Consider the following 24,631-nt stretch of genomic DNA (forward strand, 5'->3'; position numbering starts at 1 on the left):
TTGCCCTCGAAATCGGTGCGGGGGCATCTTGCCCTCGAAATCGGTGCGGGGGCATCTTGCCCTCGAAATCGGTGCGGGGGCATCTTGCCCTCGAAATCGGTGCGGGGGCATCTTGCCCTCGAAATCGGTGCGGGGGCATCTTGCCCTCGAAATCGAAATCAAGTATGCGCCTTGAGCATGCCGAGGCCCCCATCGACGCCGAGCACCTGCCCGGTCACCCAGTCGTTGTGCCCGTCGAGCAGCCACGTGATCGCCGAGGCGACGTCTTCGGCCTTGCCGATACGGCCCAGCGGGTGCATGTCGAGCGAGTACTGCTTGGTCTTCTCGCTTGCGGTGATCTGCTCGGAGGCGGGCGTCTCGACCAGCCCCGGGGCCACGCAGTTGACCCGAATCCCACGCTTGGCGTAGGAGGCCGCGGCCGCCTTGGTGAGCCCGATGATGCCGGCCTTGGCGGCCGCGATCGACTCGTGGTTCGCCAGCCCGATTTGGGCGGCCGCGGAGCTGACCAACACGATTGAACCCCCTTCATTCTGCATGCGCGACGTCGCCGAGCGCACCGTAAAGAAGGCCGTGTCGAGGTTCAGGGCCACGACACGATGGTAGTCGTCGGGGTTGGTGCGGTGCGCGGGTTTCAAGAAGACCGAGCCGACACAGTTGACCGCGCCGTCGATGCGGTCGCACTCGCGCATGGCGAAGTCGAAGCAGTCATCGACCTGCACGGCGTCGGTCGCGTCGAGCTGGAAGCCCTTGGCGTCGAGCTCGCGACACAGGTGGTCGACCTTGTCCTGGTGGTGCCCGGCGATCACCAGCCGAGCCCCCGCCTCGCGCAGGTCCCTGCACAACTGCGAGCCGATACCGCCGGTCCCGCCGAGCACGACGATGACCTTCGAGTTGAGTGTGGATGCCATCTTCTCCTCCCTCTTTAAAATTATGGTGAGCCGCCGCAATACTCGGCTCGTTAGTGGGATGCAGAGAATGGGCGTCGCGTTGCGGAAAAGGTGTGGGGAGGCGAGGCAGCGCTCGACGCGCTGCCTCTGTGGTGGAAGTTGCGGACTCAGTCGCGGACTCAGTCGCGGACTCAGTCGCGGAATTGCTCGTACCAAAACTCGTTGTCGCGCTGCTCGCCTTCCGGGCCGCGTTCGACTTCGCTGCGGCGAAGCTCGACGCGTCGGATCTTGCCGGAGACGGTCTTGGGCAGCTCGAGAAACTCGATGCGACGAATACGTTTGTAGCCGGAGAGGTCCTCGCGGATCATCGCGAAGATGCTGCGGGCGACCTCCTCGCCCGGCTCGTAGCCCTCTTTGAGGGTCAAAAAGGCCTTGGGGATTTCGCCGCGGGTGGCGTGCGGGCTGGGGACGACGGCGGCCTCGGCGACCGCCTCGTGGCGGATGATGAAGCTCTCGAGCTCGAAGGGGCTGATGCGGTAGCCCGAGCTCTTGAACACGTCGTCGGCGCGGCCCACGTAGGTGATATAGCCGTCTTCGTCGCGCTCGGCCACGTCGCCCGTCAGGTAGAACTCTCCTCCGACCTTCTCGCGACTGCTGGTTTCATCGCCGTAATAGCCGGCCATCAAACCCACCGGGGCGGGGTCGAGGCGAATGGCGATCTGGCCCTCGCCGGGGCCGTCGATGGGCTCGTCGTCGGCGTCGAGCAGCACGATATCGTAGCCGGGGAGGGGGCGGCCCATCGAACCCTCTTTGATGGGCTGGTCGGGCGTGTTGGCGATCTGGGCGGTCGTCTCGGTCTGCCCGTACCCGTCGCGAGGGCGCAAGCCCCAGGCCTCGTCGATCTTGTCGATCACCTTGGGGTTGAGCGGCTCGCCGGCACTGACGATCTCGCGCAGGCTGACGTCGTAGCCGCCCAAGTCATGCTGGATGAACAGCCTCCAGACGGTCGGCGGCGCGCAGATCGAGGTGACCTTGCAGTCGGCGATGGTCTGCAGCGCCCAGTCGGCGTCGAAGCGATCGTAGTTGAGGTAGACCACCGTGGCGCCGGCGATCCAGGGGGCAAAGAAGCTGCTCCACGCATGCTTGGCCCACCCCGCCGAGCTGATATTGAGGTGATTGTCGCCGGGCTGTAGCCCCAGCCAGTACATCGTCGACAGGTGCCCGACCGGATAGCTCTGGTGGGTGTGCATCACCAGCTTGGGCGCGGCGGTGGTCCCGGAGGTGAAGTAGAGCAACAGTGGAGAGTCGGCCGGCGTGTCGGCGTCGGGGCTGAAGGAGGCGTCGGCTCGGGTCGACCCTTCGAAGCGCTGCCATCCGTCGACCTCACCTCCCACGCTGATGCGGGTCTGCTCGTCGAGCAACTCCTCGAATTTTTCGGTCTCCTCGTGCCAGACGATGACGTGGCTCACCTCGCCGCGCTCGAGGCGGTCGGCGAGGTCGTCGTCGGTCAGCAAGACCGTCGCCGGAATGGTCACCGCGCCGAGCTTCATCAGTCCGAGCATCGCCTCCCAGAGCGGCACCACGTTGGGCAGCATCAGCAGCACGCGATCACCGCGCTCGATGCCCTGATCGGCCAAAAAATTCGCCACCTGATTCGAGCGGCGGCGCATCTCGTCGAAGGTGACTTTGTGCTGCGTGCCGTCGTCGTCAATTCCCAAGAGCGCGAGCTCATCGTTGCCTTCGGCCATGGGGTCGAACCAATCGAGCGCCCAGTTGAAGGTGTCGAGTCGGGGCCACTCGAACTCGGCACGGGCGGTGTCGTAGTCCGTGCGCTGGTCGAGGAGAAGTTGGCGGGCGCGAGCGAACGAGTGGTCTTCTTGCATGCGTACGTACTCCTGTCGTCACGGCGGGAAGCATCTTCTTGTGGCGCACAAGCTACCCACGAAGGCGCGCGCGACAAGGGAGTACGCGGTCGCATCAGTTCGGCTTCGTCACTGTGGTGGTCGTCTCGTGGACGATCGCTTTGGTGTCGACGTCGAGCACATACATCTGCACGGTGTAGGTGACGCGGCGGGTCGGCGGCTCGGGCTTGGCGTCCGAGGAGACTCTCCCAGTGACGACGTAGTCGGCCTTGGCTTGCTTTCCAAACAGGGCGAGCGCGTCGAGCTCGGAGTCGGGCTCTTGCTGGAAGGCAACAGCGACGAGCTCGGAGGCGTTTTCGGGGCTGATGACACCGGACTCCGGTCGATTGACCAGCTGCGTCTCGAGCTTCATCACGATGGCATCGATCGACGCACCCACCGGAGCGTCAGTTTCGTTGGCGAAGGGAGCAAAGATGAGCAGGGGCCTGTTGCCGCTGTCGGTCTGCTGGGCCCATGTGGAGGCAAGTTCGGAGGACTCGTATTGCTCCAACAAAGTTTGGTTCAGTCGATCGAGGTCCTGACGGTCGAGCAGGAGCTCTTTGGCGCTGACCTCGTGTCGATCGCCTCCGTCGGTATCTGTCGGGCTTGTCTGCGCATTCGCGTTGGCCTGTGGAACTCGTTCGGCTTGCGTCTCGGATTGCTGATTGGCAGCGCTCGAGTCGGACGCGCATCCCGCGAGGTGCCCGATGGCCATGGCCGCGAGCGTTAAGACGACGACAGAGCGAGTGAACGGCGAGCGAACGGTCATGAGAAGACTCCTCGGAAAGTCAGTATTGGCAAAGCGGGTCGAGCGCGGATTGTATAGCGCGTCTGATGCGATGCCAACGCGACGTTCGAGAAATCAAGAGCGCGGCTCGGCGATGCGCAGCGCGACGACCTGAACGAGCAGCCAGGCCAGGCCGATCACCCAGGCGGCCAACACGTCGGTGGGCCAGTGGGCGGCGGTGGCCACGCGGCCCCAGGAGACCGAGCCGGCGAGTGCGATCCACACGAGGATGGCGACGAGTTTTTCGCCGGGACGGTCGCTGACTCTCCACCACAGGTAGCTGAGGATGCCGAAGGCGAACACGGCGTGGGCGACGTGGCCCGAGGGGAAGGCGTTGAACGCTTTGGCCGTGGAGCTCGTCGCCAAAAAGGTCGGCGAGGAGCGGCTCCAGACCCACCAGCCGGCGAAGACGATGAGCTGGGTAACCGGATAGCCAGGAAAGATGGAGAGGGCGGTGAGCGGCTTTTTTCGCCAGGCCGCCATGCCCGCAGCGAAGATCATCATCGGCCACAGCATGATCGAGTTGCCCAATACGCTCATCCACTGGGCTGCAGCAGCAGGCACGCTGTCTTCGAACCAACGCAACAGGTTCGGCTCCCAGGCAAAGTGAGTGCCGCCGGAGAGCGCTTTGACTCCGCTGGCCATGCCGCCCATCAGCACGAGGCATAGGGCAAAGCCGCCGGCAAAGACGATCAGCCAGTGCTTGGCGGCGTCCTCGGGGAGGTCGTGCCACCCCTTCAGGAAGCGGTCTTTGCAGCGGCTCAGGAACGAGGTCGCCGCCCAACGGTCATCGGTGGGGTGAGGCTGGGTGGTGGACATGGTCCGCACATCGGTTCGACGAGCTTCGACAAGGGCGAGCGTGCAGTCCCAATTGTGGGCGCGACTCACCGCCTGTCGAATCGACGCTTGCCGAAGCGGGGCTAGCCGAGCACGCTGTCGTAGAGCTTCTTGCCTGCGACGACCACCGCCAGAATGAGCGCGCCGGCGATGACCCCGAGCACACCGTCGAGCAGGATGGCGACGACGCCCGAAGCCGGCCCGGTCGCGTGGGCGATGTCGTGGAAGAGGTGGTGGATCGGCTCGATGTTGTGCGAGAAGATGCCGCCGCCGACCAAAAACATCGCGACGGTGCCCACGATGCCCAGGCCCTTCATCAGCTTGGGGGCGGCGTCGACCAGGAAATCGCCGAAGCTGCCGATGCCGCCGCCTCGCTTCGAGAGTTTGAGACCGAGGTCGTCGATTTTGACGATTCCGGCGACCAGGCCGTACACCACGAGCACGACTCCCAGGCCGACGACCGAGAGGACACCGAGTTCGACGAGGAGCTCGCTCGTCGCCTCGCTCATCCCACCGAACTGGTAGGTCTTCTCGGACAAGGGGCCTGCGATGGCGCCGAGGGCGATCACGATGATCTCGGCGGACAGGATGAAGTCCGTTCGGATGGCTCCCTTGATCTTCTTCTCTTCGAAAGCGACCAGATCGACCTTCTGGTCGCGAAACGCCTTTCGCAGGTCTTCCTTCTCGTGCTTCTCCTCCTCGTGGTGGAACAACTTGTGGTGGACTTTGTGGAAGCCCTCGTAACACAAGAAGGCACCGCCGAGCATCAACAGCGGCACGATCGCCCACGGCAGAAATGCGCTGATGAGCAGCGCGGCCGGGATGAGGATGATCTTGTTGAGCGTCGCGCCTTTGGCCACCGCCCAGATCACCGGCCACTCGCGCTCGGCGGCAAACCCGGTGACCTGCTCGGCGTTGACGGCGAGGTCATCTCCCACGAGGCCCGCCGTCTTCTTGGCGGCGACCTTGGTCATGACGGAGACGTCATCGAGGAGAGTGGCGATATCGTCGATGAGTGCGAGTAAGCTTGTGCCGGCCATGCTGCGGTCCGTTGGGTCTCAGTTGGTGAACCAGTTTCTTCGTCGGTGGGCTTTTTTATAACGGAGTGGGCCGCGACGCAAAGAGCGGGCGACGAAAAGTCGGATCACCCCGGAAAGTCGGATTAGCCAGCTGCTTCGGCCATGGCTTGGCCGGCGAGGTGGCCCGTGGTCCAGGCGTTTTGGAAATTAAATCCCCCGGTGACCCCGTCGATGTCGAGCAACTCGCCGGCGAAGTAGACGCCCGGAGTGATGCGACTCTCCATGGTGCGCATGTCGACCTCGTCGGTGGGGACGCCTCCGCAGGTGACGAACTCGTCTTTGTTGGTGCTCTTGCCGGTCACGGAGAACTCGGCGCGGGTCAGGTGGCGGCCCAGCGCGCGGCTCTTCTTTTTGGACAACTCGGCCCAGCGGCGCTCGGGATCGATCTCGGCGGCGTCGACCAGCCGCTCCCAGAGTCGCTTGGGCAGCTGGTCGAACGGCGAGCGCGAGCCGACCTGGCGCTTGCCCCAGTCGGCGCGCAGCTTGTGGAAGCGCTGCTCACAGTCGACGCCGGGGAGCCAATTGACCTGGAGATCGAAGGTGTAATCGAGCGCATGGAGCTCGCGGGCGCCCCACGCCGACAGCTTCAAGATCGCCGGTCCGCTCATGCCCCAATGCGTGACCAGCAGGGGGCCGTCGTTCGCCAACGGCTCGCCGACGACCTCGACCTCGACGTGGTCGACCGACAGGCCTTGCAGGCCCTCGATGCGCGGGTCATCGATGTGAAACGTGAACAGGGACGGCACAGGGGGGATCAACTCGTGGCCGAGGCTTCGGGCGAGGCTCGCGCCGCTCGTGGAGCGGGTGCCGCCGGTCGCCAGCAGGACGGTGCGCGTTCGGACGGTGCGTCCGTCTCGAAGCGCGAGTTCGAAGCCCTCGTCGATCGGGGTGATCGCCTCGACGCCGGCCGAGGTCCACAGCTCGACGCCGGCTCGATCGGCGGCGTCTTGAAGGCAGTCGATGACGGTTTGGGAGTCGTCGGTCGTCGGGAACATGCGCCCGTCGGCCTCGGTCTTGAGCTCGACGCCGCGCGCGGTGAACCAGCGCACCGTCTCGCGCACGCCAAAGCGGTGCAGCGGGCCGATGAGCGCCTTGTTGCCGCGCGGGTAGTGGGTGGCCATGCGCTTGGGGTCGAAGCAATCGTGGGTGACGTTGCAGCGCCCACCGCCCGAGATTTTCACCTTCTGGAGCACTCGCCGCGCGCGCTCGACGATGAGCACACGAGCCCGGCGGGGCAGGGCGTTCGCACACGTGATGGCCCCGTAGAAACCGGCGGCACCGCCGCCGATGATGATTGCGTCCCAAATGTCGGTCATAGCTGTTGAATCTCTCGCTGCATGCGCACCTGCGTCAGCGTATGGCTTAGCGAATGGTGGGTCGTCGAGGCAAGCCTCGCGTTACGCCAAGGCGAGTTCTGGCGTCTAAGTTTAGCCAGTGTGGACAAAGACCCTTCCCTGTCGGTCGAAATCGGACGGAGCGAATCATGGAACGATTTGTCAAAGAGACGCGCATCAACACGACCCCTGAGAAGCTGTACGAGTGGCATATGCAGCCGGGCGCCTTCGATAAACTGGTGCCGCCTTGGCAAAAGGTCGAGGTGCTCGAGCGACCCAAAAAGCTCAAAGAGGGCGCGGTGCTGTTGATGAAGGTCTACGCCGGCCCCATCGGGGTGCGGTGGGTGGCGCGGCACCAGGACTTTGTCGAGGGGCGCCAATTCGTCGACGACCAGGTGCACGGGCCGTTCGAGTCGTGGACGCACACCCACGAGTTCCTGCCCGACGGACATGGCGGGGCCATCTTGCGCGATTCCATCGACTACGAGCTTCCGGCGGGCAAGTTGGGCGAGGTCTTCGGAAGTTGGTTTGCGCGTCGAATGCTCGAGCGCATGTTCAACTACCGCCACGAGAAGACCGCCGCGGAACTCGAGGGAGACCAGACGTCGGCGGTCCCGCCGAATTGGAAGGACGAGTCGAGCCGCGCCCAACCGAACAGGCATAAGGATGGATGACCGCGACTTTGTCTATTTCCTGCAATGGGCGCTGCCGAAGATGGGCATGCGTTGGGCGGGGTTTCGCAAGGTGCGCGGGCAGGCCAAAAAGCGCGTGAGCCGGCGCATGGCCGAGCTGGGCGTGGGGAGTCTCGACGCGTATCAGCGACACCTCGAAGAGGACGAGTCAGAGTGGGCTGTGCTCGACGAGATGTGCCACATCACCATCTCGCGGTTCTACCGTGACCGTGGCGTGTTCGAGTTTTTGGGCGGCACGGTGCTTCCGGAGCTCGCCGAGGCGGCCAAAAGGCAGGGGAGAGGGCGGCTGCGGGCGTGGAGTGCAGGGTGTGCGTCGGGCGAGGAGCCGTACACGCTCAGCCTTGTGTGGGAGTTCGAGTTGGCGAAGCGTTTTGGGGAGCTCGAGCTGGACATCGTGGCCACCGACGCCGACGAGCACATGCTCGAGCGAGCCCGGCGGGCTTGTTATCCGGAGGGAAATTTGGCGGAGTTGCCGGAGGGTTGGCGCGAGGAGGCCTTCGAGCCGGTCGAGGGTGAGTACTGCCTGGGCGCCCGGTTTCGCGAGCGGGTTGAGCTGCGCCTCGAAGATGTGCGCGAGACGCAGCCCGACGGGCCGTTCGATGTGGTCTTGTGCCGCAATCTGGCGTTTATGTACTTCGACCACGACACGCAGATGGCGGTGCTCGACGCGATCGGCGAGCGCCTGGTGCCGCGGGGTGCGCTGGTCGTGGGCGCCCACGACACGCTCCCTGAGGGCTACAACATGGTCCCTGAGAGCCGCGACATGGTCCCTGAGTGCCACGACACGGTCTCTGAGAGCCGTCGGTCGTTCGAGCCTTGGAACGAGGGCCGTCGCGTTTTTCGGCTTACCTCATGAATCGCAGTCCTGGCGCTCGTCGGCGATCTGGAAGCGGACGGGCTTTTCGGTCGCGGGGATCGACTTGGCGTCGATGATCGGTCGAAGATCTTTGGTCACCGGGCAGCCTGCGCCGGGTCCCGTCAGCTTGACACCCACGATTATTTCGGCGTGCGTCTCGATGACCGAGGCGATGACGATCTTGCGAAGGCTGCTGCCGGCACCTTCGATGGCGAGCAGCACGTCCTTTTGGGCGAAATCGACGTTCGGCGTGACCAGCTTCTCAGGGAACATGTTGGCCGACGGAATGTAGTACATGCCCGGCTCGGGCAGGTCGGTGGCCATGGCGCCCTCGATGGCGACGTCCTCTAGCGGGAGTTCGCGGCCTTGGGTGAGCGCGAGGGTGTCCTCGTAGGTGTCGGGCAGCGGCTCGTAGATGCGAGCGCGCGCCGAGGCCTGGCTCGAGGGTGCCTCGGTAGCGGTATCAGGGACCTTTTCTGACGGTTCTTGTTCCGATGTTTTTGGGGTCATATCTTGGCTCGTTTCGGCCGTTTGGGCCGGCGCTTCGTCGGGGGCGGCCGACGGGCCGGCGCAGGCGATGAGCGGGATAAAGCTGGCGAGCAGAAGAAGTTTGATGGGAGACGGCATGGCGTTGCTCGGGTCTGAAGTGTCTGAGTCGACAGGCGTCACAGGATCGGACGTGCTGCCGGGGAAAAAATTCGTTGCATGGTCGTCACAGGAGGCCGGCGGCGCACTGATCGAGCAGCTCGTCGAGACGGTCGAAGGTCTGCTGATTGTCCTGTCGCTCGTAGTTGGCCAGAGCAGCCCGGTAGTCGGGCAGCTTGCCGAGAAAGTGCTCGATGGCGGCCGCGTCGAGTTCCTCGTAGTAGGTGCCGTAGCCGAGCTTGTCGAGGTAGCGCGCGTTCATGAGTTGCTCGAATTGGCTGCGCACCGGGGTCGCCAGGTACGGCTTGCCCAGGTGCACGGCCTCCCCCACCAGCGTAAAGCCTGCCGAGGCGATGACACCGCGGCAGCTGGCCAGATCTTCGACAAATTGGGTGTCACTGAAGGGGCGATAGGTGAGATTGCCCTCGACCTGGTCCTCGGTGATGTCGCGGCGAAGGCCGTAGATGTAGACGGGCACGTCGAGCTGCTCGAGCATCGCCGGCAGGGTCTGAAAGGTCTCTGAGGTCTGATAGACCAGCAGATGATCGCCGTCGGACGGCTCGGCTTCGACGATCGAAGGGCGCAGGATCGGGGGCACGAGCGTGGTGCGTTCTTTTCGCAGGGGCGGATGGAAAAAGGTGGTGATGAGGTAGTGGGCAGCGCGCGGGGTGCGAGCCTTGACGACGGACTTGGCTAGCTGGAAGTCGTCTTCGAGCCCGGCAATGATGTCGTCGTCGTGCTCGCAGCGGTTGATGATCTGGATATTATCGAGGCAAATCACGGGCACGCTGTACATCTTGCCGAACGCCCAGCTCCAGGTCTCGAAGTCGCTGATGACGGCGTCGGGGGAGAACTTCGCTTCGACCTCGAAGAAGCGGCGCACGTTGTCTGGGAAGCCCGACAAGGCCCCTTTGAGGTTGTGGCGAGCGGTGAGCCGCTTCTTGACCTCGTTGTCCTGCATGACCATCGAGAGGCCCCAGATCTCGCTGATGTCGCCGAAGCGCTCGCGCAGGTAATCGACCGCGCGGCCGGAGGCGACCAGGTGGACCTCGTGGCCGTCGGCCCGAAGCTTTTCGACCACGACCGAACTGCGAATGGCGTGGCCCATGCCATCGCCGACGACGCCGTACAAAATCTTCAAAACAACCTCACGTGTAGAACTGTCGAGCGCAGTGTTTCAGACGACGGCGACGCTGAAAAGTCCATCCTTACAAAACAGAAATCACCCCCCGATCTCAACCCACCCAAAACAAGGTCTCAGACACCGTGTTGTGTAGCATTCATGGGCGTATGAGCGCGATCTTGGGGCGTCCATTTGGTCGCTCCTTCGCAAGAAATTTTGCCCCAACACGCAACGAAATGGCCCGTTCTGCCGAAAACCGTAATGAGGGATGTTTGACTACCTTTACCTACGGAGGCTGACATGGGTTACCCACTGCGAGAGCAAAAGGCGGACGCGTTCTACGACATCTGCAACCGTACCCACCAGCAGTTCTACGGGCTGTTGCCCAGCGAGGAGGTCAACAAGATCATTCTGGGGCTGTTGGCCAAGTACGCCTGGATTTACGGCGTCGAGATCTTCGCGTTCTGCTTTATGAGCAACCACTTCCACATCATCGCGCGCTGCAAGTCGCTGCAGCTTCACCTGTTCATGCGTGACTTCCAGGCCCAACTCGCCAAGAAGATCAATGCGCTACGTGGACGCACCGGCACCTTTTGGGAACGTCGCTACACCGCCATCGAAATCTTGGACGACGACGCCATGATAGAGCGTTTGCGCTATACGGTGTGCAATCCATCTGAGTCAGACCTGGTGCGTCACCCAAGGCTGTGGCCGGGGCTTTGCTCGTGGGATATCCACGACAACGGCGGCGAGCCGCTCTGGGGCGAGGTCGTCGACCGCGAGACGTACTGGCGTGAGAAGCGAAAAAAGAAGAACGAAGACAAGACCGAGGCCGAACTCATCGAGATGGCGACTGTGCGCTACCCGCTCGAGCTGGCCAAGCTCCCCAAGTGGGCCAACCTCGATGACGCTTCGTACCACGCGAAGGTGCGCAAGGAATGTCACGAGCACGCACGCCACCTGCACGACAAGCGCGGCTTCAAGTGCCCCGGCCCCAAAAAGGTGCTCGCCAAGAAGTGGTGGCAGCGTCCCGTCCAACCAAAGAAGGCCCCGCGCCCGCTGTGCCACGGCGGCGACCTCGAGAAGCGTAAGGAGTATCGCGAGCAGCGCCGGGCAGTGACAAACGCTTACAAGAAAGCAGTAGGGAGGTGGCGCAAGGGAAAGACGAATATCGAGTTTCCCGAGGGGACCATTCCACCGGGTTACCAGTTTTGCTACGGGTGCAAGGCCCAGTTCAATATGACCGTGCCGCCCAAGCCAGCCTAGGACGACCCCCACCGTCGATCCGCAAAGTGCCTACCATCGTGTTCGGATAATCGTGAATTTGGGCGCGGCTCGTGTTATTACGGTAGAGCACCCCGTGGAGACCGGAGTTGTGATGGTGGACGAAAAAGACGACATGGTCGCCTACTGCCCCGAATGCGGTACGGAGTATGACGGCCACTTCAACGCCTGCCCCGAAGACGGCACAAAGCTGTACCATTATCGCGCCGCCGAGAAGGACAACGATCCGTTGATCGGCACCGAGATCGATGGGCGCTTTCGCATCGAACGGGTGCTTGGCGAGGGCGGCATGGGCAAGGTGTATCGGGCCGTGCAGTTGTCGGTCGACCGGCCCGTGGCCCTCAAAGTGCTGCACCGCGCGGTGGGCAAGAACAAGGAGTTCATCCAGCGCTTTTTGCGCGAGGCGCGGGTCATCTCCGGGTTCAAGCATCCCAACATCGTGACGCTGGTCGATTTCGGCCAGGACCCTCACCAAGACCTTCTGTACCTGGTCATGGAGATGCTCGACGGCGGCGACTTGGCCGGCCTGCTCGAGGGAGGGCGTCTGCGTGTCGCGCTCGCCGTCGAGATCGCCCTGCAGGTATGCGCCGCGCTTTCCGAGCCGCACGCCAACGGCGTCGTCCATCGCGACCTCAAGCCCGAAAACCTGATGCTCGTCGTCACCTCCGACGGCTCACTGCAGGTCAAGGTCCTCGACTTTGGCATCGCCCAGGCCGTCGGCGGTGATACCAAGCTCACCAAGACCGGCATGGTCTATGGGACCCCGAAGTACATGGCCCCCGAGCAGGCCAAGGGCGCCGAGATGACCGGGCGTACCGACATCTACGCGCTCGGCATCATCCTCTTCCAGATGCTCGTCGGTCAGGCGCCGTTCGACGGCGACACCGCCATGCAAATTGCCCTAGCGCAGGTTCAGAGTCCGGCGCCGCAGGTCCGTGACCTGCTGGGCCCCGAAGACGTCCCCGAGAGTCTCGTGCATCTTGTGGGCGACATGCTGCGCAAGGCCCCGGACCAGCGCCCCGCATCGGTTCTCGAAGTGCGCGATCGTCTCGAGGATGTCCAGAACGAGCTCGAGAACGCGCGTGTCCGTCTCGACGTCGACCAGGCATTCGACGAACGATTCTCGCCGTGGATTCTCGAGCCGGTCACCGCCGCAGCCGTGCGTTCGGCCTCGACGGGCATGCGCGCTCCAGTGCCCGAGGCGACGTCGGATCCCTCCGAGCCGGTCGACGAGGCCCGGGCCGTGGCGCCCACCGAGGCAGCAGAGGTCGTCGTCGAAGAGCGGCCCGCCGAACAGGACGTCCACACCATGGCCGCCGACCCGGTGCCTGCCCACCAGGCCAAAGGCAAGTCCAAAGGCAAGCTCGTCTTGGCGTTATTGGTGCTCGTGCTCGCCGCCGGCGGCGTGGCGGCCTGGTTGCTGTCGTCCGAGTACGAGCTGGCCTACGAATACGCCGGTCCGGGCTCGGAGAACGCCGAGTACGTTTGGCCTTGGTCCGATGAGGCCGACTTGTCGGTGCCCGTCGGAGAGGGCGATGGCCCGGCGGAGGACAAGCCCAAGAAGGCCGCCACCGCGAAGTGAACCACGTTCCCGAGAGCATTTTCTCCCCACAATGATGCGCCTCTCGATTGATTTACATGGTCCCTGAGACGGTTGCACGTGGTGTCTGCGGCCATTTTTACTGGACTTACATGGTGTCTGAGACCGTTTTTGCTGAGATCGTTTTTGCTGCGGAGACGGCCGCGCGAAAAACAACTTACATGGTGTCTGAGACCATTTTTGCGGTGCGGGAATTCGTGGCGTGAGTTGGCGTTTTTGGGCATTTCTGCGTACGGTGTTTAAGATTGCTTCGCGTAAGACAGAGCACTGGCTCGAGTAGTAAGAGGTACACAACCCATGGTCTTTCCTTACGATAAGCGCCCCCGCGGATCGGGCTCCCGCTACGTTCCGCTCGACGTCGCCCGCCAAATTGCCCAGCAGCGAGACGAGCTGTTGGCCGAAGTCCAGAAACTTCGCCGCCAGAACAACCGGCTCGAATCTGCCGTGGAGGCGGCCGATTCCAAGCAGGCTGCGCTGAGCCGACGCGTCGCCGAGGCCGAGCGCGAGGCCCGCGAGCTGCGCGCCGAGCTTGCCGAGCAGGCCGACCTTGCGGAGCAACCGCGCGAGCACCAACCGGAGGAGCAGCAAGACGCGCAGGGAGAGCAGACATCACACGAGGAGCGGGCAGAGGTTCACCAGGAGACCCCTGCCGAGCACCTCGTCGCACGCTTGAGTCAGCGTATCGAAGAACTCGAAGCCGACCTCGATCGGGTGCGCGAGCGCACCCAGCGTACCGTCGACAACGCCCGCCGCGACGAGCGCGTGCGCATCCTCGCCGGATTGGGCGCCGTGCTCGACTCCATCGAGCGCGGCCTCGACATCGGCGCCGACACCGCCTGGCGCCGGGGCCTCGAGGCGATCCGCTCCCAGCTCATGGCGTTCTTCCGCGCCGAGGGCGCCACGCTCTTGGGCGAGCCCGGCGAGCGCATGAACCCCAAGATCCACGAAGCCATCCAAACGGTCGACGCCGACGGAGTCGACAAGGGCCACATCGTCGAGGTCGAGCGCCACGGCCTGCAACTCGAAGACGGCACCCTCGTGCGACCCGCCAAGGTCGTCGTGGCTCGCTGAATCGGCTCAATGCCCCTCATAATTCGGATCTCGCCCCTGGGCGAACGCCGCGAACGCCTCGCCCAGGTCCTTCGACTGCAAAAACGCGCTGTTCCAGGTCGCCACGTACTCCAGGCCCGCCTCTTCGGAGGCGTCCTTGCAGTAGTTGAGCACGCGCTTGGCACCCTGGACGGCCAACGGGGCGTTGGCGGCGATCTGGCTGCAGATCTCTTCGACGCCTGCGTCGAGCGCCTCGCGGTCGGCGAAGACTTGCTCGACGAGTCCGACTCTTTCGGCGAATTCGGCGTCGTAGTCGCCTGCCGTAAAGGCCATCAGGCGCGTGGCGCCTTCGCCGATGATGCCCGGCAGTCGCTGCAGAGCGCCCACGTCGGGCGTAATCGCGATGCGCGGCTCGCGCAGGCTGAACTTGGCATTGGCGGTGCACACGCGTACGTCGCACGCGGCGATCATGTTGACGCCGCCGCCGATGCACCAGCCGTCGATGGCCGCGATGACCGGCTTTCGGCACTTGGCGATGGAGGTGAACGCCTGCTGCCACTCGCGGATGAGCGCGTGCAGCTCGGTGCGCTCCTTGGCCAAGTTCTGCCCGGCGATCATCGGCATGAGCGTCTGTGCGCTCGCCTTCAGGTCGAGCCCGTAGGTGAAGTGGTCGCCGCGGCCGCGCACCACGACCGCGCGCACCGAGTCGTCCGCGTCGAGCGCGTCGAACACGCCCGGCGTCTCGGCCCAGAAGTCGGGGCCCATCGCGTTTCCTTTGCCCGGGCCGATCAGCTCGACGGTAGCGATGGCGCCGTCGCGAGAGACTGCCAAAGATTTCAAATCGCCGAATTCTTCCATTTTTATCTCCTGGCTCTGCGTTGTTGGGGTTCCGATTCTGCTTGTGTCACGGGATGATACACGGTGAGCGCCTCGCGCAAAGACTCACTGTGCAGACGCGGGGTGGATTATTGGCACCCGAATGTCACTTATATAGGCGTTGACGGTTACTCCTGCTGTGCCATAGTGGCGCCGCAAGCAGTACAAGCCAGCCTCACCGCACGAAGTAGCAGTATGCGCACTCTCTGGATCGACCAGCCCGAGCAACTTCGAGATTTCTGCGCTCAGATCGAAGGCGACGTCATCGCCTTCGATACCGAGAGCGACCACTTCCATGCCTATCAGGCGCAGGTCTGCCTGATCCAGGTGGGCTCGCGCGAGTCGAGCGCGCTCATCGACCCGCTGGCGCTCGACGCCGACGAGCTCGAGCCGCTCTTCGAGCTTCTGCGTGACCCCTCCGTGGTCACGATCCTGCACGCCGGGCGCAACGACATTCTCGAAATGGATCGCGACTACGGCGTGATCATCTCGAACCTGTTCGATACCCAGATTGCCGCCAAATTTCTGGGTTACGAGCGCAACAGCTTGAGCTGGCTGCAAGAGGAGATCATCGGCGATAAGCCGGGGCAGTACTCGACGTTCGACTGGACCACGCGTCCGATTCCGCCCAAGGCGCGCGAGTATGCGGCGGCCGACGTCGCCGACCTGTTCGCGCTGCGCGACCGGTTTTTGCCCGAACTCGAAGCGGCGCTGTGGCTCGAGCCGTTCCACCAGCAATGTGCCTACGTCACCTCCATCACCAAATACGAGCCGTCGCCATTCGACGAGGAAGGCTGGCGAAAGATCGACCGGCGCAAGAATCTCGACGGCGAGCAGCGCGCGTGTCTGCGCGAGCTCTACGTGTTGCGCCACGAGATTTGTACCGAAGAGAATCGCGCCGCGCTGCATATCTTCCCCGATGCCGCCTTGCGAAAGATCTTTCGCGACCGTCCGCAGACGATCGCCGACCTCGAGGCTATCCGTCGGCTGCCCGACGAGACCATCGAGGCGCACGGCGAGCGCATTTTGGAGGCGCTCGAGCGCTCCCAGCACTGTGAGCCGCCGCCCGAGCGGCCGCCCCGAAAGTCGCGCCCGCGTCTGAGCAACGCCCACCGCAGCCGCTACTCGGCGCTCAAGGACTGGCGCAACGAGACCTCCGAGTCGCTCGACCTCGCCGGTGAATTCATCGCCACCAACGCCACGCTCTTCGACGTGGCCGAGGACCCGCCGACCTGTGTCGAGGGACTCGACGCCTTTGCTGGAATCCTCCCCTGGCATCGTGAGATGTTCGGCGAAGAGATCCTCGAGGTCATCGAGAGGGCTTCTTAGGTGCAATGAAGACTCAGCTCGTCATCCTCCTCGTCGTCCTCGGCTCGCTGCTGGGAGTCGTGGCTTCTGCAGCCGCGCAGCCGGTGAAGCTCGACGACCCGGCGCAGACTTACTCGCTGGTCGAGCACGGCCATTTTGTGCCCGACTTGGATGGACGCTGGACCGCCGACAACATCGACGGACTAGCCGAGGCGGCGCGCGCCGCCCAGACGGGCGTGTCCGAAGAGCGCGTGCGCAGCACCGAGCGTTTCTGGCTGGTGACTTCGGTTCGAAACGACAGCCAAGAGGCCCGCTGGGTCGTTTCCCTGCTCGTGTCGTACCTGCCCGAGGTGGCGCTGGTGGTCGAGGACGAGGAGGGCGAGCGCATCCTCACCCGCAGCGGCGAGTCGACCGGGCTGACGCAGATTCTTCCCGTAGTCGGCAATGCCCAGCCGGTCATCCTCGAGCCGGGCGAGGTCAACACGCTCTATCTGCTCGTCCGTGCGCGCCCCGAGCCGGGCGTCGACCCCTCCGAACTCGTCCTTCGCTCGCAGCCGGCTTGGTCGCCGCACGCCTTTCAGCTCACCGGATTCGTGCTGCTTTGCCTGGGCGCGATGATCGCGATGAGCCTCTTCTCGCTGGTCATCTGGGCGCGTTTTCGCACCACGACTTACCTGTGGTTTAGCCTCTTTGCCGCCACGACGAGCTTGTTGTGGGCGACCGCCTACGGCGTCGTGCAGCTCTTTTGGGGCGCGTCGTTCGACATCTCGCTGCTCAACTTCGGCGCGAACGCGTCGAGTCTGGTCTTCTGCACGCTCTTCGTTCGCCGTCTCTTGGAGACCTACGAGTTGTCCGCAAAGGTCGACCGGACGTTCTTGGTGGTCGCCGCGGCCGCAGCGAGCCTGCTCGTTGCGATGTTCGTCATGCCACACGGGCTGACCTACACGCTCAACGCGTTGGCGGCGCTGCTCGTCTGGGTGTTGTTGGTCGGCGCGACCGTCTACGCCACCGTCCGCGGCAGCCGGGAGGCTCGCCTGCTCTTGGTGGCGTGGGGCGTCTTTCTGGTGAGCGCCTTCTTGACGATCATCGAAGGCTTGGGCGCCTCGCTTCCCACGTTGCAGGTGCGGCTGTGGACCATCGGCACGACGGCGGCTGGCATGCTCTTGATGGGGCTGACGATGGGCAGTCAGATGCGCCGCCTCCTCATCGAGAAACGAAGCGCCGAGCGCGACGCGCGCACCGACGCGTTGACCGACCTGCGCAACCGCACCGCGTTCGAGTTCGACTTTCGCAAGCGCGCAGCGGCTTATAACGCCGGGCGCTACGCTGAGGTGATGGTCGCGTTCATGGACCTCGACGGCCTCAAGGGCATCAATGACGCCCGCGGCCACGAGACCGGCGACAATCTGCTGCGCACCTTCGCGCGCCTGCTCGAGCGGGAGTTTCGTGACGACGACCGCGCCTACCGGCTCGGCGGCGACGAGTTCGTCTTGTTGCTGCCGGCGCGCTCGGCGCCCGAGAAGGGCGAGCACAAGTGGCTGCAGATGCGCCTCGAGGGGATCATCGCCGAGGTGCGCGCCAGTGGGTTTCCCGAGGCGGACGTCAGCTTCGGGCTGGCCAGCCTGTCGGAGACGGGCGGCAACCGCAAAGAGACGCTCGCCCGGGCCGACGCGCGGATGTACAAGAACAAGCGGCGCAAGCGGGTTTAGTCGTCCGATTCGAGCCAGTGGGCGATGCTCGGCCACGTCTCGATGGGCGCGCGGCGCCCGATGAGCAAGTCCCAGTGGCCGTAGTGGTCGTTGTCGCCGCGTTCGGGGCCGTGGACGATGGCCTCGGCGTTGTCGCCGAGCAAGTCGGCGGTGTGGACGATGGCGTCGACCGAGACCTGTGCGTCCTTGCTGCCGGCGAGCAGCCGAATCGGAAACGGAAATTCGGGGGCGTTCGGGACGAACCGAAACCCGTTCTGCAGGCTCAGCCCGTCGGGCTCGAAGGTCGTCGCCAGCGAGCCGAGCAGGCTCGTGGGGATGGCGTGAAAGCACGTGGCGTGCAGCGCGCGCAGCATCTCCGGCTCGATATTGCTCGGCCAGACGTTGAAGACCTCCAGCGGCCGAAGCCCGCGGCCCATCGCCGGGGCGATCAGGTGCATGAACATCCCGTAGGGGATGGAGCCCATGCGCTCGATAATACCCCGAATCTTGAGCAGTTGCTTGAAGCCCGTCTCACCCACCGAGTAGTCGAGCGCCGAGCCCACCGCGACCCCGCGCGCAATCGGCGCCTCGGGCTGCAGAATCCCGTAGCACATCAACAACACGCCACCCATGCTGTGGCCCACCCAGTGGACCAGGTCGACGTCGGCGAGCCGGCGAATCCCCTCCAGGATCGCCGGGATATCGTGCTCGAGGTAGTGGTCGATGCGCCAGTCGTAGCGCTCGAAATCGCTGTCGCCGTGGCCGCGAAGCTCGGGCAGCCACACGTCGAAGCCCCGGTCGGCCAGCCATTCCGCGAGCGAGCGCTCGCCGAAGTGCAGGCCGCGGTGATTGGCGGCGAGTCCGTGCAGAAGCATGACCGCCGGGCGGTCGGGCTTGGCGTCGAGGCGGCGCACGCGGCGAAGGTGCAGCCGCAGGCCGTCGCGGGTGGTCACCTCGTGGCGCTCGGCGAGCGCGGGCGGGTGGTGTAGGTGGCGCCAGGGGCGCGGGCGATCGAGGAGTTGTTGGAGTGTATGAATCATGGCCGGGGGATTATGCCGGGAGCCGGCGAAAATCGCCAGCTCCCAACAACCATCTTACAATCCCGGCGGTCGCTTGATGATCACGTAGTTCAAGCACATCTCGTCGTAGGTTCCCTCGCCCCAGGTCACGTCGCGCGGGGTGCGCCCGTCGGGTTGGTTCTCGGGGGAGTTGTCGAACTTGCACGTCAGGGTGACGCGCGAGCTGCCCGGAATGCGGACGGGGTCCTTGTAGAGGTAGAAGCCTTGCCAGTCGAAATCCCACTCGGGGATGTCGACCAGGCAGGTGTCTTGGCCGTCCTTGGTGTATTTGACGTCGATGCTCTTGCCGAGCAGGTGCATGTGGGGGACCACGCCGTACAGGTCGATGGGGATGGGCAGGTCGATGGAGACGGTCTCGACGGCCTCGGCGTTGCCGGCGGCGATATTCAGGTTGGTCTGGGCGAGCGGCAGCATGGCCAGCTCGACGTCGGGCGTGCCGTCGGTGTAGTGCAGCTCGACGGTGGTGCGGTCGGTGCCGCCCGGGTCGTTGAGCATGTTGTAGTGGACCTGCATGACGAGCTTCGAGCCCTGCTCGATGCGGATGCCCTTGTCGGCGCCGAAGTCGAGCGGCACGGTGCCCGGCACCCAGCCGCCGAGCAGCGTGGGCTCACTCAGGCGCGGGCCGCCGAAGCAGGTGTAGCCAGGCGAGCTGGTGTCCTCGTCTTCGAGCTCCTGGATGCGCGAGGCCTCGTCGGGTCCGGCGGAGTAGAGGAGTACGTGGTGGACGATGGAGTCATTGCCCGGGATCGACTCGAAGGCGCGCAAAAAGCGGTCTTGGTCGAGCTGCGGGTCGATGACGAAGCAGTGGTAGTCGTCGATGCCGCCTTCGGGCGGGTTGCCCACGTAGTCGAAGCCGGGGTCGGCCACGAAGTCGGGCTCGCCCAACTCGACGGTGTCTACCTGGCCGCTGGCGGCGTTGGCCGGGTCGCCCTCGGGGGCGCCGGTGTCGGCCCACTCGCGAATCTTGGCGATCTCGTCGGCGGTGACCGCGCGGGTGTGCTGGAACTCGCCGCAGCCCTCCTGGGGCGGCCAGGGCGGCATGCTGCCGCTCTCGACGGCGGTGGCCAGCCCGCCGGCGACCGGCTTGGCGGCTTCGTAGGAGTCGAGCACGAACGGGGCGATGCCCCCTTCGGTGTGACAGCTCACACAGTTCGATTCGAGGATCGGTTTGATGTGCTGGTAGTAGGTCACCGGACCCTGCGCGGCGTCCTCGTCGGAGCCGCCGGTGTCCTCTTCGACGCTGCCCGTGTCCGTCTCGGGCTGTTCGCCGATCTTCCCGCTGCCTCCGCCGTTATCCGACGAACAGCCCGCCACGCTCAACACACCCGCCAGACAGAGCACCATCCATCGATTCTTTGCAGCCATTCTCGCCTCCGCTCGAGTTAGGAATGGCTGCAGGATATTGCCAAAGGCGCGGGTTTGCAAAGGCGGGCGTAAACGGCGCGTTTGGCGCGAAATCAGCCTTTTCCAGGCGGAAAAGCCTCGTTTCGCGCCAAATCGGCCTTTTCCGCGCGGAAAAGGCCCATCCCGCGCCAGAGCGAGGTACCCGTCGGTGGAAAAGGCCGATTTCGCACGGGACGAGGCTGTACGTTGGCGGAAAAGGCCGATTTCGCACGGGACGGGGCTGAACGTCAGTGGAAAAGGCCGATTTCGCACGGGACGAGGCCGTTCGTAGGCGGAAAAGGCCGATTTCGCACGGGACGAGGCTGTACGTCGGCGGAAAAGCCTGCTCCGGCGCGAAACGAGCGTTTTCCGGCGCCGGGAGGCCGTCGAGCTGCTCGGAGCGGGCATTTCCGGTTCGAAGCCGCCTGCTCCGGCGCGAAACGAGCGTTTTCCGGCGCCGGGAGGCCGTCGAGCTGCTCGGAGCGGGCTTTTCCGGTTCGAAGCCGCCTGCTCCGGCGCGAAACGAGCGTTTTCCGGCGCCGGGAGGCCGTCGAGCTGCTCGGAGCGGGCATTTCCGCCCGAAGAAAGCCTCGCCCGACGCCGGTCGGCCTTCTTACCTCGGAATCCCGAAGTTCTGCGTCCAGAAGTAGCCGTACCGGTTGTTGTCCAGGTACACGTAGCCAACGCCAAGCTCGGTGAAGCCGCTCATGATGTTGCGGCAGTGGCCGTCGGAGTTCATCCAGCCGACCATCGCCGAGATCGGGTCGCGGTAACCGGCGGCGATATTCTCGCCGATGCTGCGCCAGGGGTAGCCGGTGGCGTTGATGCGGTCGGACATCGAGTCGCCGTTGGCGCTGGTGTGGCTGAAGTAGTCCTGCACGGCCATGTCGAGGCTGTGGCAGCGGGCGGCCTCGCGCAGTTGCGGGTCGGCCGTCAGGGCCGGCTGCGGCGAGTAGTAGGTGGCGCCGCACGAGGCGCCGGCGGCGCGCTCGGCGTTAGTCAGCTGCAAGATCTGGTCTTCGTAGGCGACCCAGTCGGTCGGCCAGGTCGACGCGTCGCGACAGTCGAGGGCGGTGCTTCCTCCGCCACTCGACGAGCCGCCGCCCGTCGAACCGGTGTCGGGAGAGCTGCCCGCGTCGTAACTTCCGGTGTCGTAACTACCAGCGTCGTAACTGCCGGTGTCGGCTTCGCCGGCGTCGTAACTCCCTGCATCTTGGCTACCCGAGTCTTGGCTACCCGCGTCGTAGCCTCCACCACTCCAGCCGCCGGTGTTCGACGAGCTCCCGCTAGGGATGCCGAAGTTCTGCGTCCAGTAGTGGCCGTACCCGCCGGAGCCGCCGTTGTAGTAGCCCACGCCGAGCTCGGTGAACCCGCTCATGATGTTGCGACAGTGACCCGAGGAGTTCATCCAGCCAGTCATCGCCGAGCTGGGGGTGCGGTAGCCGGCGGCGATATTCTCGCCGATGCTGCGCCAGGGGTAGCCGGTGGCGTTGATACGGTCGGACATCGAGTCGCCGTTGGCGCTCGTATGGCTGAAGTAGTTCTGGATGGCCATGTCCATGCTATGGCAGCGCGCGGCCTCGCGCAGTTGCGGGTCGGCGGTCAGGGCCGGCTGCGGGGAGTAGAAGCTTCCGCCGCAGCTCGCCCCGGCGGCGCGCTCGGCGTTGGTCATCTGCAGGATCTGGTCTTCGAGCTGCACCCACGCGGACGGCCAGGTCGAGGCGTCGCGACAGTCGATGACGGTGCCTCCACCGCCGGAGCCCGCGTCGGGTTGACTTGGGTCGGGCTGGCTGGTGTCGGGCTGGCTCGTATCGGGCTCGCCGGCGTCCCATCCGCCTGTGTCAGGCGTCGAACCTGCGTCGGGCGTCGAGCCTGTGTCGGGTTGTTGGGGCGGCTCGGGCGTGTCGTCAACAGGCTCGTCGTCCTGCTCGGGCGCGTCGTTTGTGGGTTGGTCGTCTTCGGCAGGCGGCTCTTCAGCAGGCTCGTCGCCCGTGCCCGCGTCGTCGATGGGCGTCGGCTCGTAGGTTCCGGAATCGCTAGGATCGGATTCGTCGCTATCTGGGGCGGGCTCGCCGGCGTCGCGCTCGACCGGCTCGAAATAGGCGGGGCCGTCGTCCGGTGTGACCGTCGGCGGGGCAAAGCTCGGCGAATCTTCCTGTTCAGAATGATCGTCGCTGTGCGATTCGACACCGGCGTCGCCCGAGCCTTGGCTAGGGGGCGCGATGTCGTCGCCGCAGGCGACCAGGCTAAATGATGCGATCAGAACGAGGGCGTGGACTGCAAAGCGGGCGCGGCGTCGGGCCGCAGGTACTGCGAACGTCATCAGGTACTTCTCCAAAGATGTCCGTCGAGAGAACTCGTTGTCTTTAGAGAGGTTAGGAGGCTGGTTTGGGTTGATCAACCCCCTGAAAAGCCACCGTTTTTTCTTGATCGCCTGAGCCTAAGAGCCCGCAAAGGCCTCAAAGGATTCGACAACTTTTTCGATATCCGAGCGCGCGAGATCGCGGTGGGTCACCAACCGCAAAACGGGGCCGCGCACGTAGATTTGGACGCCTCGCTCGAGCATGAAGTCGGCGATCTCATCTTGGGCGCGAGCGTCGATGGTGACGAAGAGCGTGTTGGTGTGCGGGCCGTCGACTTCGAAGCCGGCGCGTGTGAGGCCGTCGGCCAGCAGACGCGCGTGCTCGTGGTCGTCGGCCAGCGAGTCGACGTGGTCGCGCAGGGCGATGATACCGGCCGCGGCGAGCACGCCGGCTTGCCGCCAACCGCCGCCCAACACTTTGCGCCAGCGACGGGCGCGCTCGATGAAGTCGGCCGGTCCACACAGCACCGAGCCGACCGGCGCGCCCAATCCCTTCGACAAGCAGATCGACACGGTGTCGAAGGGCCGGGCGAGTTCGCCGGCGCCGACGCCCAGGGCAACGGCGGCGTTGAACAGGCGCGCGCCGTCGAGGTGGAAGGCGAGCCCGTGGCGGGCGACGACGTCGGCGACCTCGTCGACGTACTCGGGCCCGATGACCTTGCCGCCGATGGTGTTCTCCAGGCAGACGAGCCGCGTCTTGGCGAAGACGAGCGCGTCGGGTTTGATGGCGGCCTCGATCTTATCGACCGGAATCGAACCATCGGGCGCGTTCTCGATAGGCTGGGGCTGCACGCTGCCGAGCACCGCCGCGCCGCCGCCTTCGTAGCGGTAGGTGTGCGCGTTTTGGCCCACGATATACTCGTCGCCACGCCCGCAGTGGGTCATGATGGCGCACAGGTTGCTCATCGTGCCGCTGGCCACGAAGAGCGCCGCCTCTTTGCCGAGGGTGTCGGCGGCGAGCGCTTCGAGCTCGTGGACGGTGGGGTCGTCGCCGAAGACGTCGTCGCCGACGGGCGCTTCGGCCATGGCGCGGCGCATTTCGGGGGTGGGGCGGGTGACGGTGTCGCTTCGCAGATCGATCATCTTAGGTCCAGTACAGGTCGTCGATACGTTGGGAGTGGGCGACGAGGTTGTCGTGGGATTGGACCGCCTCTTTGAGTCGGTCGTCGATGGGGGCGGCGAGGATGCCCGAGAAGAACGAGTGGACCATGGCGTCGGTCGTCGAGGGCTCGCCGAAGAACCAGTCGTTGTCGCCGAGGACGCTGGCCACGGCGCCGACGTCGGCGCAGCCGATGTCGAAGATCTCCTTCTTGGGCAGCCGCCCGATGCCTTGCTGGTGGGTCTGCTTGGCGACCCTGCGGCGAAGTAGCGCGGGGACCACCGTGCCGACGACCGGTGGGAGGTGGCCGAAGAACGCCTCACGGGTGACCTCCCAGTTTTCGATCCAACGCTGCCAGATCATCACGAAGTAGAGGCTGTTCTCGAGCGTGCGCTGCAGCATGTGGGCCGTGGCGCGCTGCGCGTCGCTCAGGTGGGCGTCGAGTTCGACGCCGTGCTCACGGGTGAGCGTCTCGATGATGAAGCTGCTGTCCTCGAGGTAGCTCCCGTCGGGCCGGTCGATATAGGGCGCCTTGCCGGTCGACGACTTGGGCGGGCCTTTCAAGTAGGTGACTCGGTGGGGGACGTCGCTCATGCGCAGCCACGTCAGGAGCTTGAGGCAAAACGGGCTGGCGCTGGCAGTGCCCCAGGCGCCGCCGAGGCTGTAGACGTTGACTTCTTGTTGGCTCACGGTCTGTCCGGGGAGCGGTGGTGGAGTGGCCCGCAATCGTAGGCTGCGGGGAGTCTATTGATTTTGTCGGC

The 24,631-nt window shown here is 64.8% G+C and carries 21 protein-coding genes; 7 read left to right on the forward strand and 14 right to left on the reverse strand.

What is annotated here, in order from left to right; all coding sequences use genetic code 11:
- Positions 1-158: 158 nt before the first annotated feature.
- The 6 genes from FIV42_RS22680 to FIV42_RS22705 form a co-directional block, all read right to left on the reverse strand.
- Entirely contained in the window at positions 159-908 is a 750-nt protein-coding gene (locus tag FIV42_RS22680) for an SDR family NAD(P)-dependent oxidoreductase (protein ID WP_141199902.1), read from the reverse strand.
- A 170-nt stretch (positions 909-1,078) separates the two neighbouring features.
- Positions 1,079-2,770, reverse strand: a complete 1,692-nt coding sequence (locus tag FIV42_RS22685; RefSeq protein WP_141199903.1) for an AMP-binding protein — start codon at positions 2,768-2,770, stop codon at positions 1,079-1,081.
- Between the two features lie 94 nt (positions 2,771-2,864).
- Complete coding sequence (locus tag FIV42_RS22690; protein WP_141199904.1) at positions 2,865-3,557, reverse strand: hypothetical protein; 693 nt, start codon at positions 3,555-3,557, stop codon at positions 2,865-2,867.
- Between the two features lie 93 nt (positions 3,558-3,650).
- The gene (locus FIV42_RS22695) at positions 3,651-4,394 is read right to left on the reverse strand and encodes a phosphatase PAP2 family protein (protein WP_141199905.1); all 744 of its coding nucleotides are present in this window, start codon (positions 4,392-4,394) and stop codon (positions 3,651-3,653) included.
- 101 nt (positions 4,395-4,495) lie between these two features.
- Positions 4,496-5,452: a DUF808 domain-containing protein gene (locus FIV42_RS22700; protein ID WP_141199906.1), complete on the reverse strand. Its 957-nt coding sequence runs from the start codon at positions 5,450-5,452 to the stop codon at positions 4,496-4,498.
- A gap of 122 nt (positions 5,453-5,574) precedes the next feature.
- Positions 5,575-6,807, reverse strand: coding sequence for a BaiN/RdsA family NAD(P)/FAD-dependent oxidoreductase (locus FIV42_RS22705; protein ID WP_174769525.1), 1,233 nt, complete (start codon positions 6,805-6,807; stop codon positions 5,575-5,577).
- 167 nt (positions 6,808-6,974) lie between these two features.
- On the opposite strand from FIV42_RS22705, the gene FIV42_RS22710 reads away from it, so the two are divergent.
- Together FIV42_RS22710 and FIV42_RS22715 are read left to right on the forward strand one after the other, a co-directional pair.
- Positions 6,975-7,499 (forward strand): SRPBCC family protein, encoded by a 525-nt coding sequence (locus FIV42_RS22710; protein WP_168210870.1) that lies wholly within the window; start codon positions 6,975-6,977, stop codon positions 7,497-7,499.
- Entirely contained in the window at positions 7,492-8,373 is an 882-nt protein-coding gene (locus FIV42_RS22715; RefSeq protein ID WP_141199908.1) for a CheR family methyltransferase, read from the forward strand. The genes FIV42_RS22710 and FIV42_RS22715 overlap by 8 nt, the downstream gene beginning before the upstream one ends.
- Here FIV42_RS22715 and FIV42_RS22720 read toward each other — a convergent pair.
- Together FIV42_RS22720 and FIV42_RS22725 are read right to left on the reverse strand one after the other, a co-directional pair.
- Positions 8,368-9,000, reverse strand: a complete 633-nt coding sequence (locus tag FIV42_RS22720; RefSeq protein ID WP_141199909.1) for a hypothetical protein — start codon at positions 8,998-9,000, stop codon at positions 8,368-8,370. The genes FIV42_RS22715 and FIV42_RS22720 overlap by 6 nt on opposite strands.
- Positions 9,001-9,085: 85 nt before the next feature.
- Positions 9,086-10,159, reverse strand: coding sequence for an MJ1255/VC2487 family glycosyltransferase (locus FIV42_RS22725; protein ID WP_141199910.1), 1,074 nt, complete (start codon positions 10,157-10,159; stop codon positions 9,086-9,088).
- Between the two features lie 282 nt (positions 10,160-10,441).
- On the opposite strand from FIV42_RS22725, the gene FIV42_RS22730 reads away from it, so the two are divergent.
- The 3 genes from FIV42_RS22730 (at position 10,442) to grpE (ending at position 14,096) form a co-directional block, all read left to right on the forward strand.
- Positions 10,442-11,407 carry a transposase gene (locus FIV42_RS22730; RefSeq protein WP_141199911.1) on the forward strand — a complete coding sequence of 322 codons (966 nt, stop codon included), beginning with the start codon at positions 10,442-10,444 and terminating at the stop codon, positions 11,405-11,407.
- Between the two features lie 112 nt (positions 11,408-11,519).
- Positions 11,520-13,007: a serine/threonine-protein kinase gene (locus FIV42_RS22735; RefSeq protein WP_141199912.1), complete on the forward strand. Its 1,488-nt coding sequence runs from the start codon at positions 11,520-11,522 to the stop codon at positions 13,005-13,007.
- Positions 13,008-13,322: 315 nt separating this feature from the next.
- On the forward strand, positions 13,323-14,096 hold the full coding sequence (gene grpE, locus FIV42_RS22740; protein ID WP_141199913.1) for a nucleotide exchange factor GrpE: 774 nt from the start codon (positions 13,323-13,325) through the stop codon (positions 14,094-14,096).
- A 6-nt stretch (positions 14,097-14,102) separates the two neighbouring features.
- Here the strand turns inward: grpE and FIV42_RS22745 are convergent, their stop codons facing one another.
- Positions 14,103-14,933 carry a crotonase/enoyl-CoA hydratase family protein gene (locus FIV42_RS22745; RefSeq protein ID WP_141199914.1) on the reverse strand — a complete coding sequence of 277 codons (831 nt, stop codon included), beginning with the start codon at positions 14,931-14,933 and terminating at the stop codon, positions 14,103-14,105.
- A 213-nt stretch (positions 14,934-15,146) separates the two neighbouring features.
- Here FIV42_RS22745 and FIV42_RS22750 point away from each other — a divergent pair, with 213 nt between their 5' ends.
- Positions 15,147-16,280 carry a ribonuclease D gene (locus tag FIV42_RS22750; RefSeq protein WP_141199915.1) on the forward strand — a complete coding sequence of 378 codons (1,134 nt, stop codon included), beginning with the start codon at positions 15,147-15,149 and terminating at the stop codon, positions 16,278-16,280.
- A 5-nt stretch (positions 16,281-16,285) separates the two neighbouring features.
- Entirely contained in the window at positions 16,286-17,968 is a 1,683-nt protein-coding gene (locus FIV42_RS22755; protein ID WP_141199916.1) for a GGDEF domain-containing protein, read from the forward strand.
- On the opposite strand, the gene FIV42_RS22760 is transcribed toward FIV42_RS22755, so the two are convergent.
- The 5 genes from FIV42_RS22760 to FIV42_RS22780 form a co-directional block, all read right to left on the reverse strand.
- Complete coding sequence (locus tag FIV42_RS22760; RefSeq protein ID WP_141199917.1) at positions 17,965-18,987, reverse strand: alpha/beta hydrolase; 1,023 nt, start codon at positions 18,985-18,987, stop codon at positions 17,965-17,967. The genes FIV42_RS22755 and FIV42_RS22760 overlap by 4 nt on opposite strands.
- A 54-nt stretch (positions 18,988-19,041) precedes the next feature.
- Entirely contained in the window at positions 19,042-20,391 is a 1,350-nt protein-coding gene (locus FIV42_RS22765) for a monooxygenase (RefSeq protein ID WP_141199918.1), read from the reverse strand.
- Positions 20,392-21,022: 631 nt separating this feature from the next.
- Positions 21,023-22,732 carry a CAP domain-containing protein gene (locus FIV42_RS22770; protein ID WP_141199919.1) on the reverse strand — a complete coding sequence of 570 codons (1,710 nt, stop codon included), beginning with the start codon at positions 22,730-22,732 and terminating at the stop codon, positions 21,023-21,025.
- A 117-nt stretch (positions 22,733-22,849) separates the two neighbouring features.
- Positions 22,850-23,854 carry a low-specificity L-threonine aldolase gene (gene ltaE / locus FIV42_RS22775; protein ID WP_141199920.1) on the reverse strand — a complete coding sequence of 335 codons (1,005 nt, stop codon included), beginning with the start codon at positions 23,852-23,854 and terminating at the stop codon, positions 22,850-22,852.
- 1 nt (position 23,855) lies between these two features.
- Complete coding sequence (locus FIV42_RS22780) at positions 23,856-24,560, reverse strand: glutathione S-transferase family protein (RefSeq protein ID WP_168210871.1); 705 nt, start codon at positions 24,558-24,560, stop codon at positions 23,856-23,858.
- Between the last annotated feature and the right edge of the window lie 71 nt (positions 24,561-24,631).

Source organism: Persicimonas caeni, from assembly GCF_006517175.1.
Lineage (GTDB): Bacteria > Myxococcota_A > Bradymonadia > Bradymonadales > Bradymonadaceae > Persicimonas > Persicimonas caeni.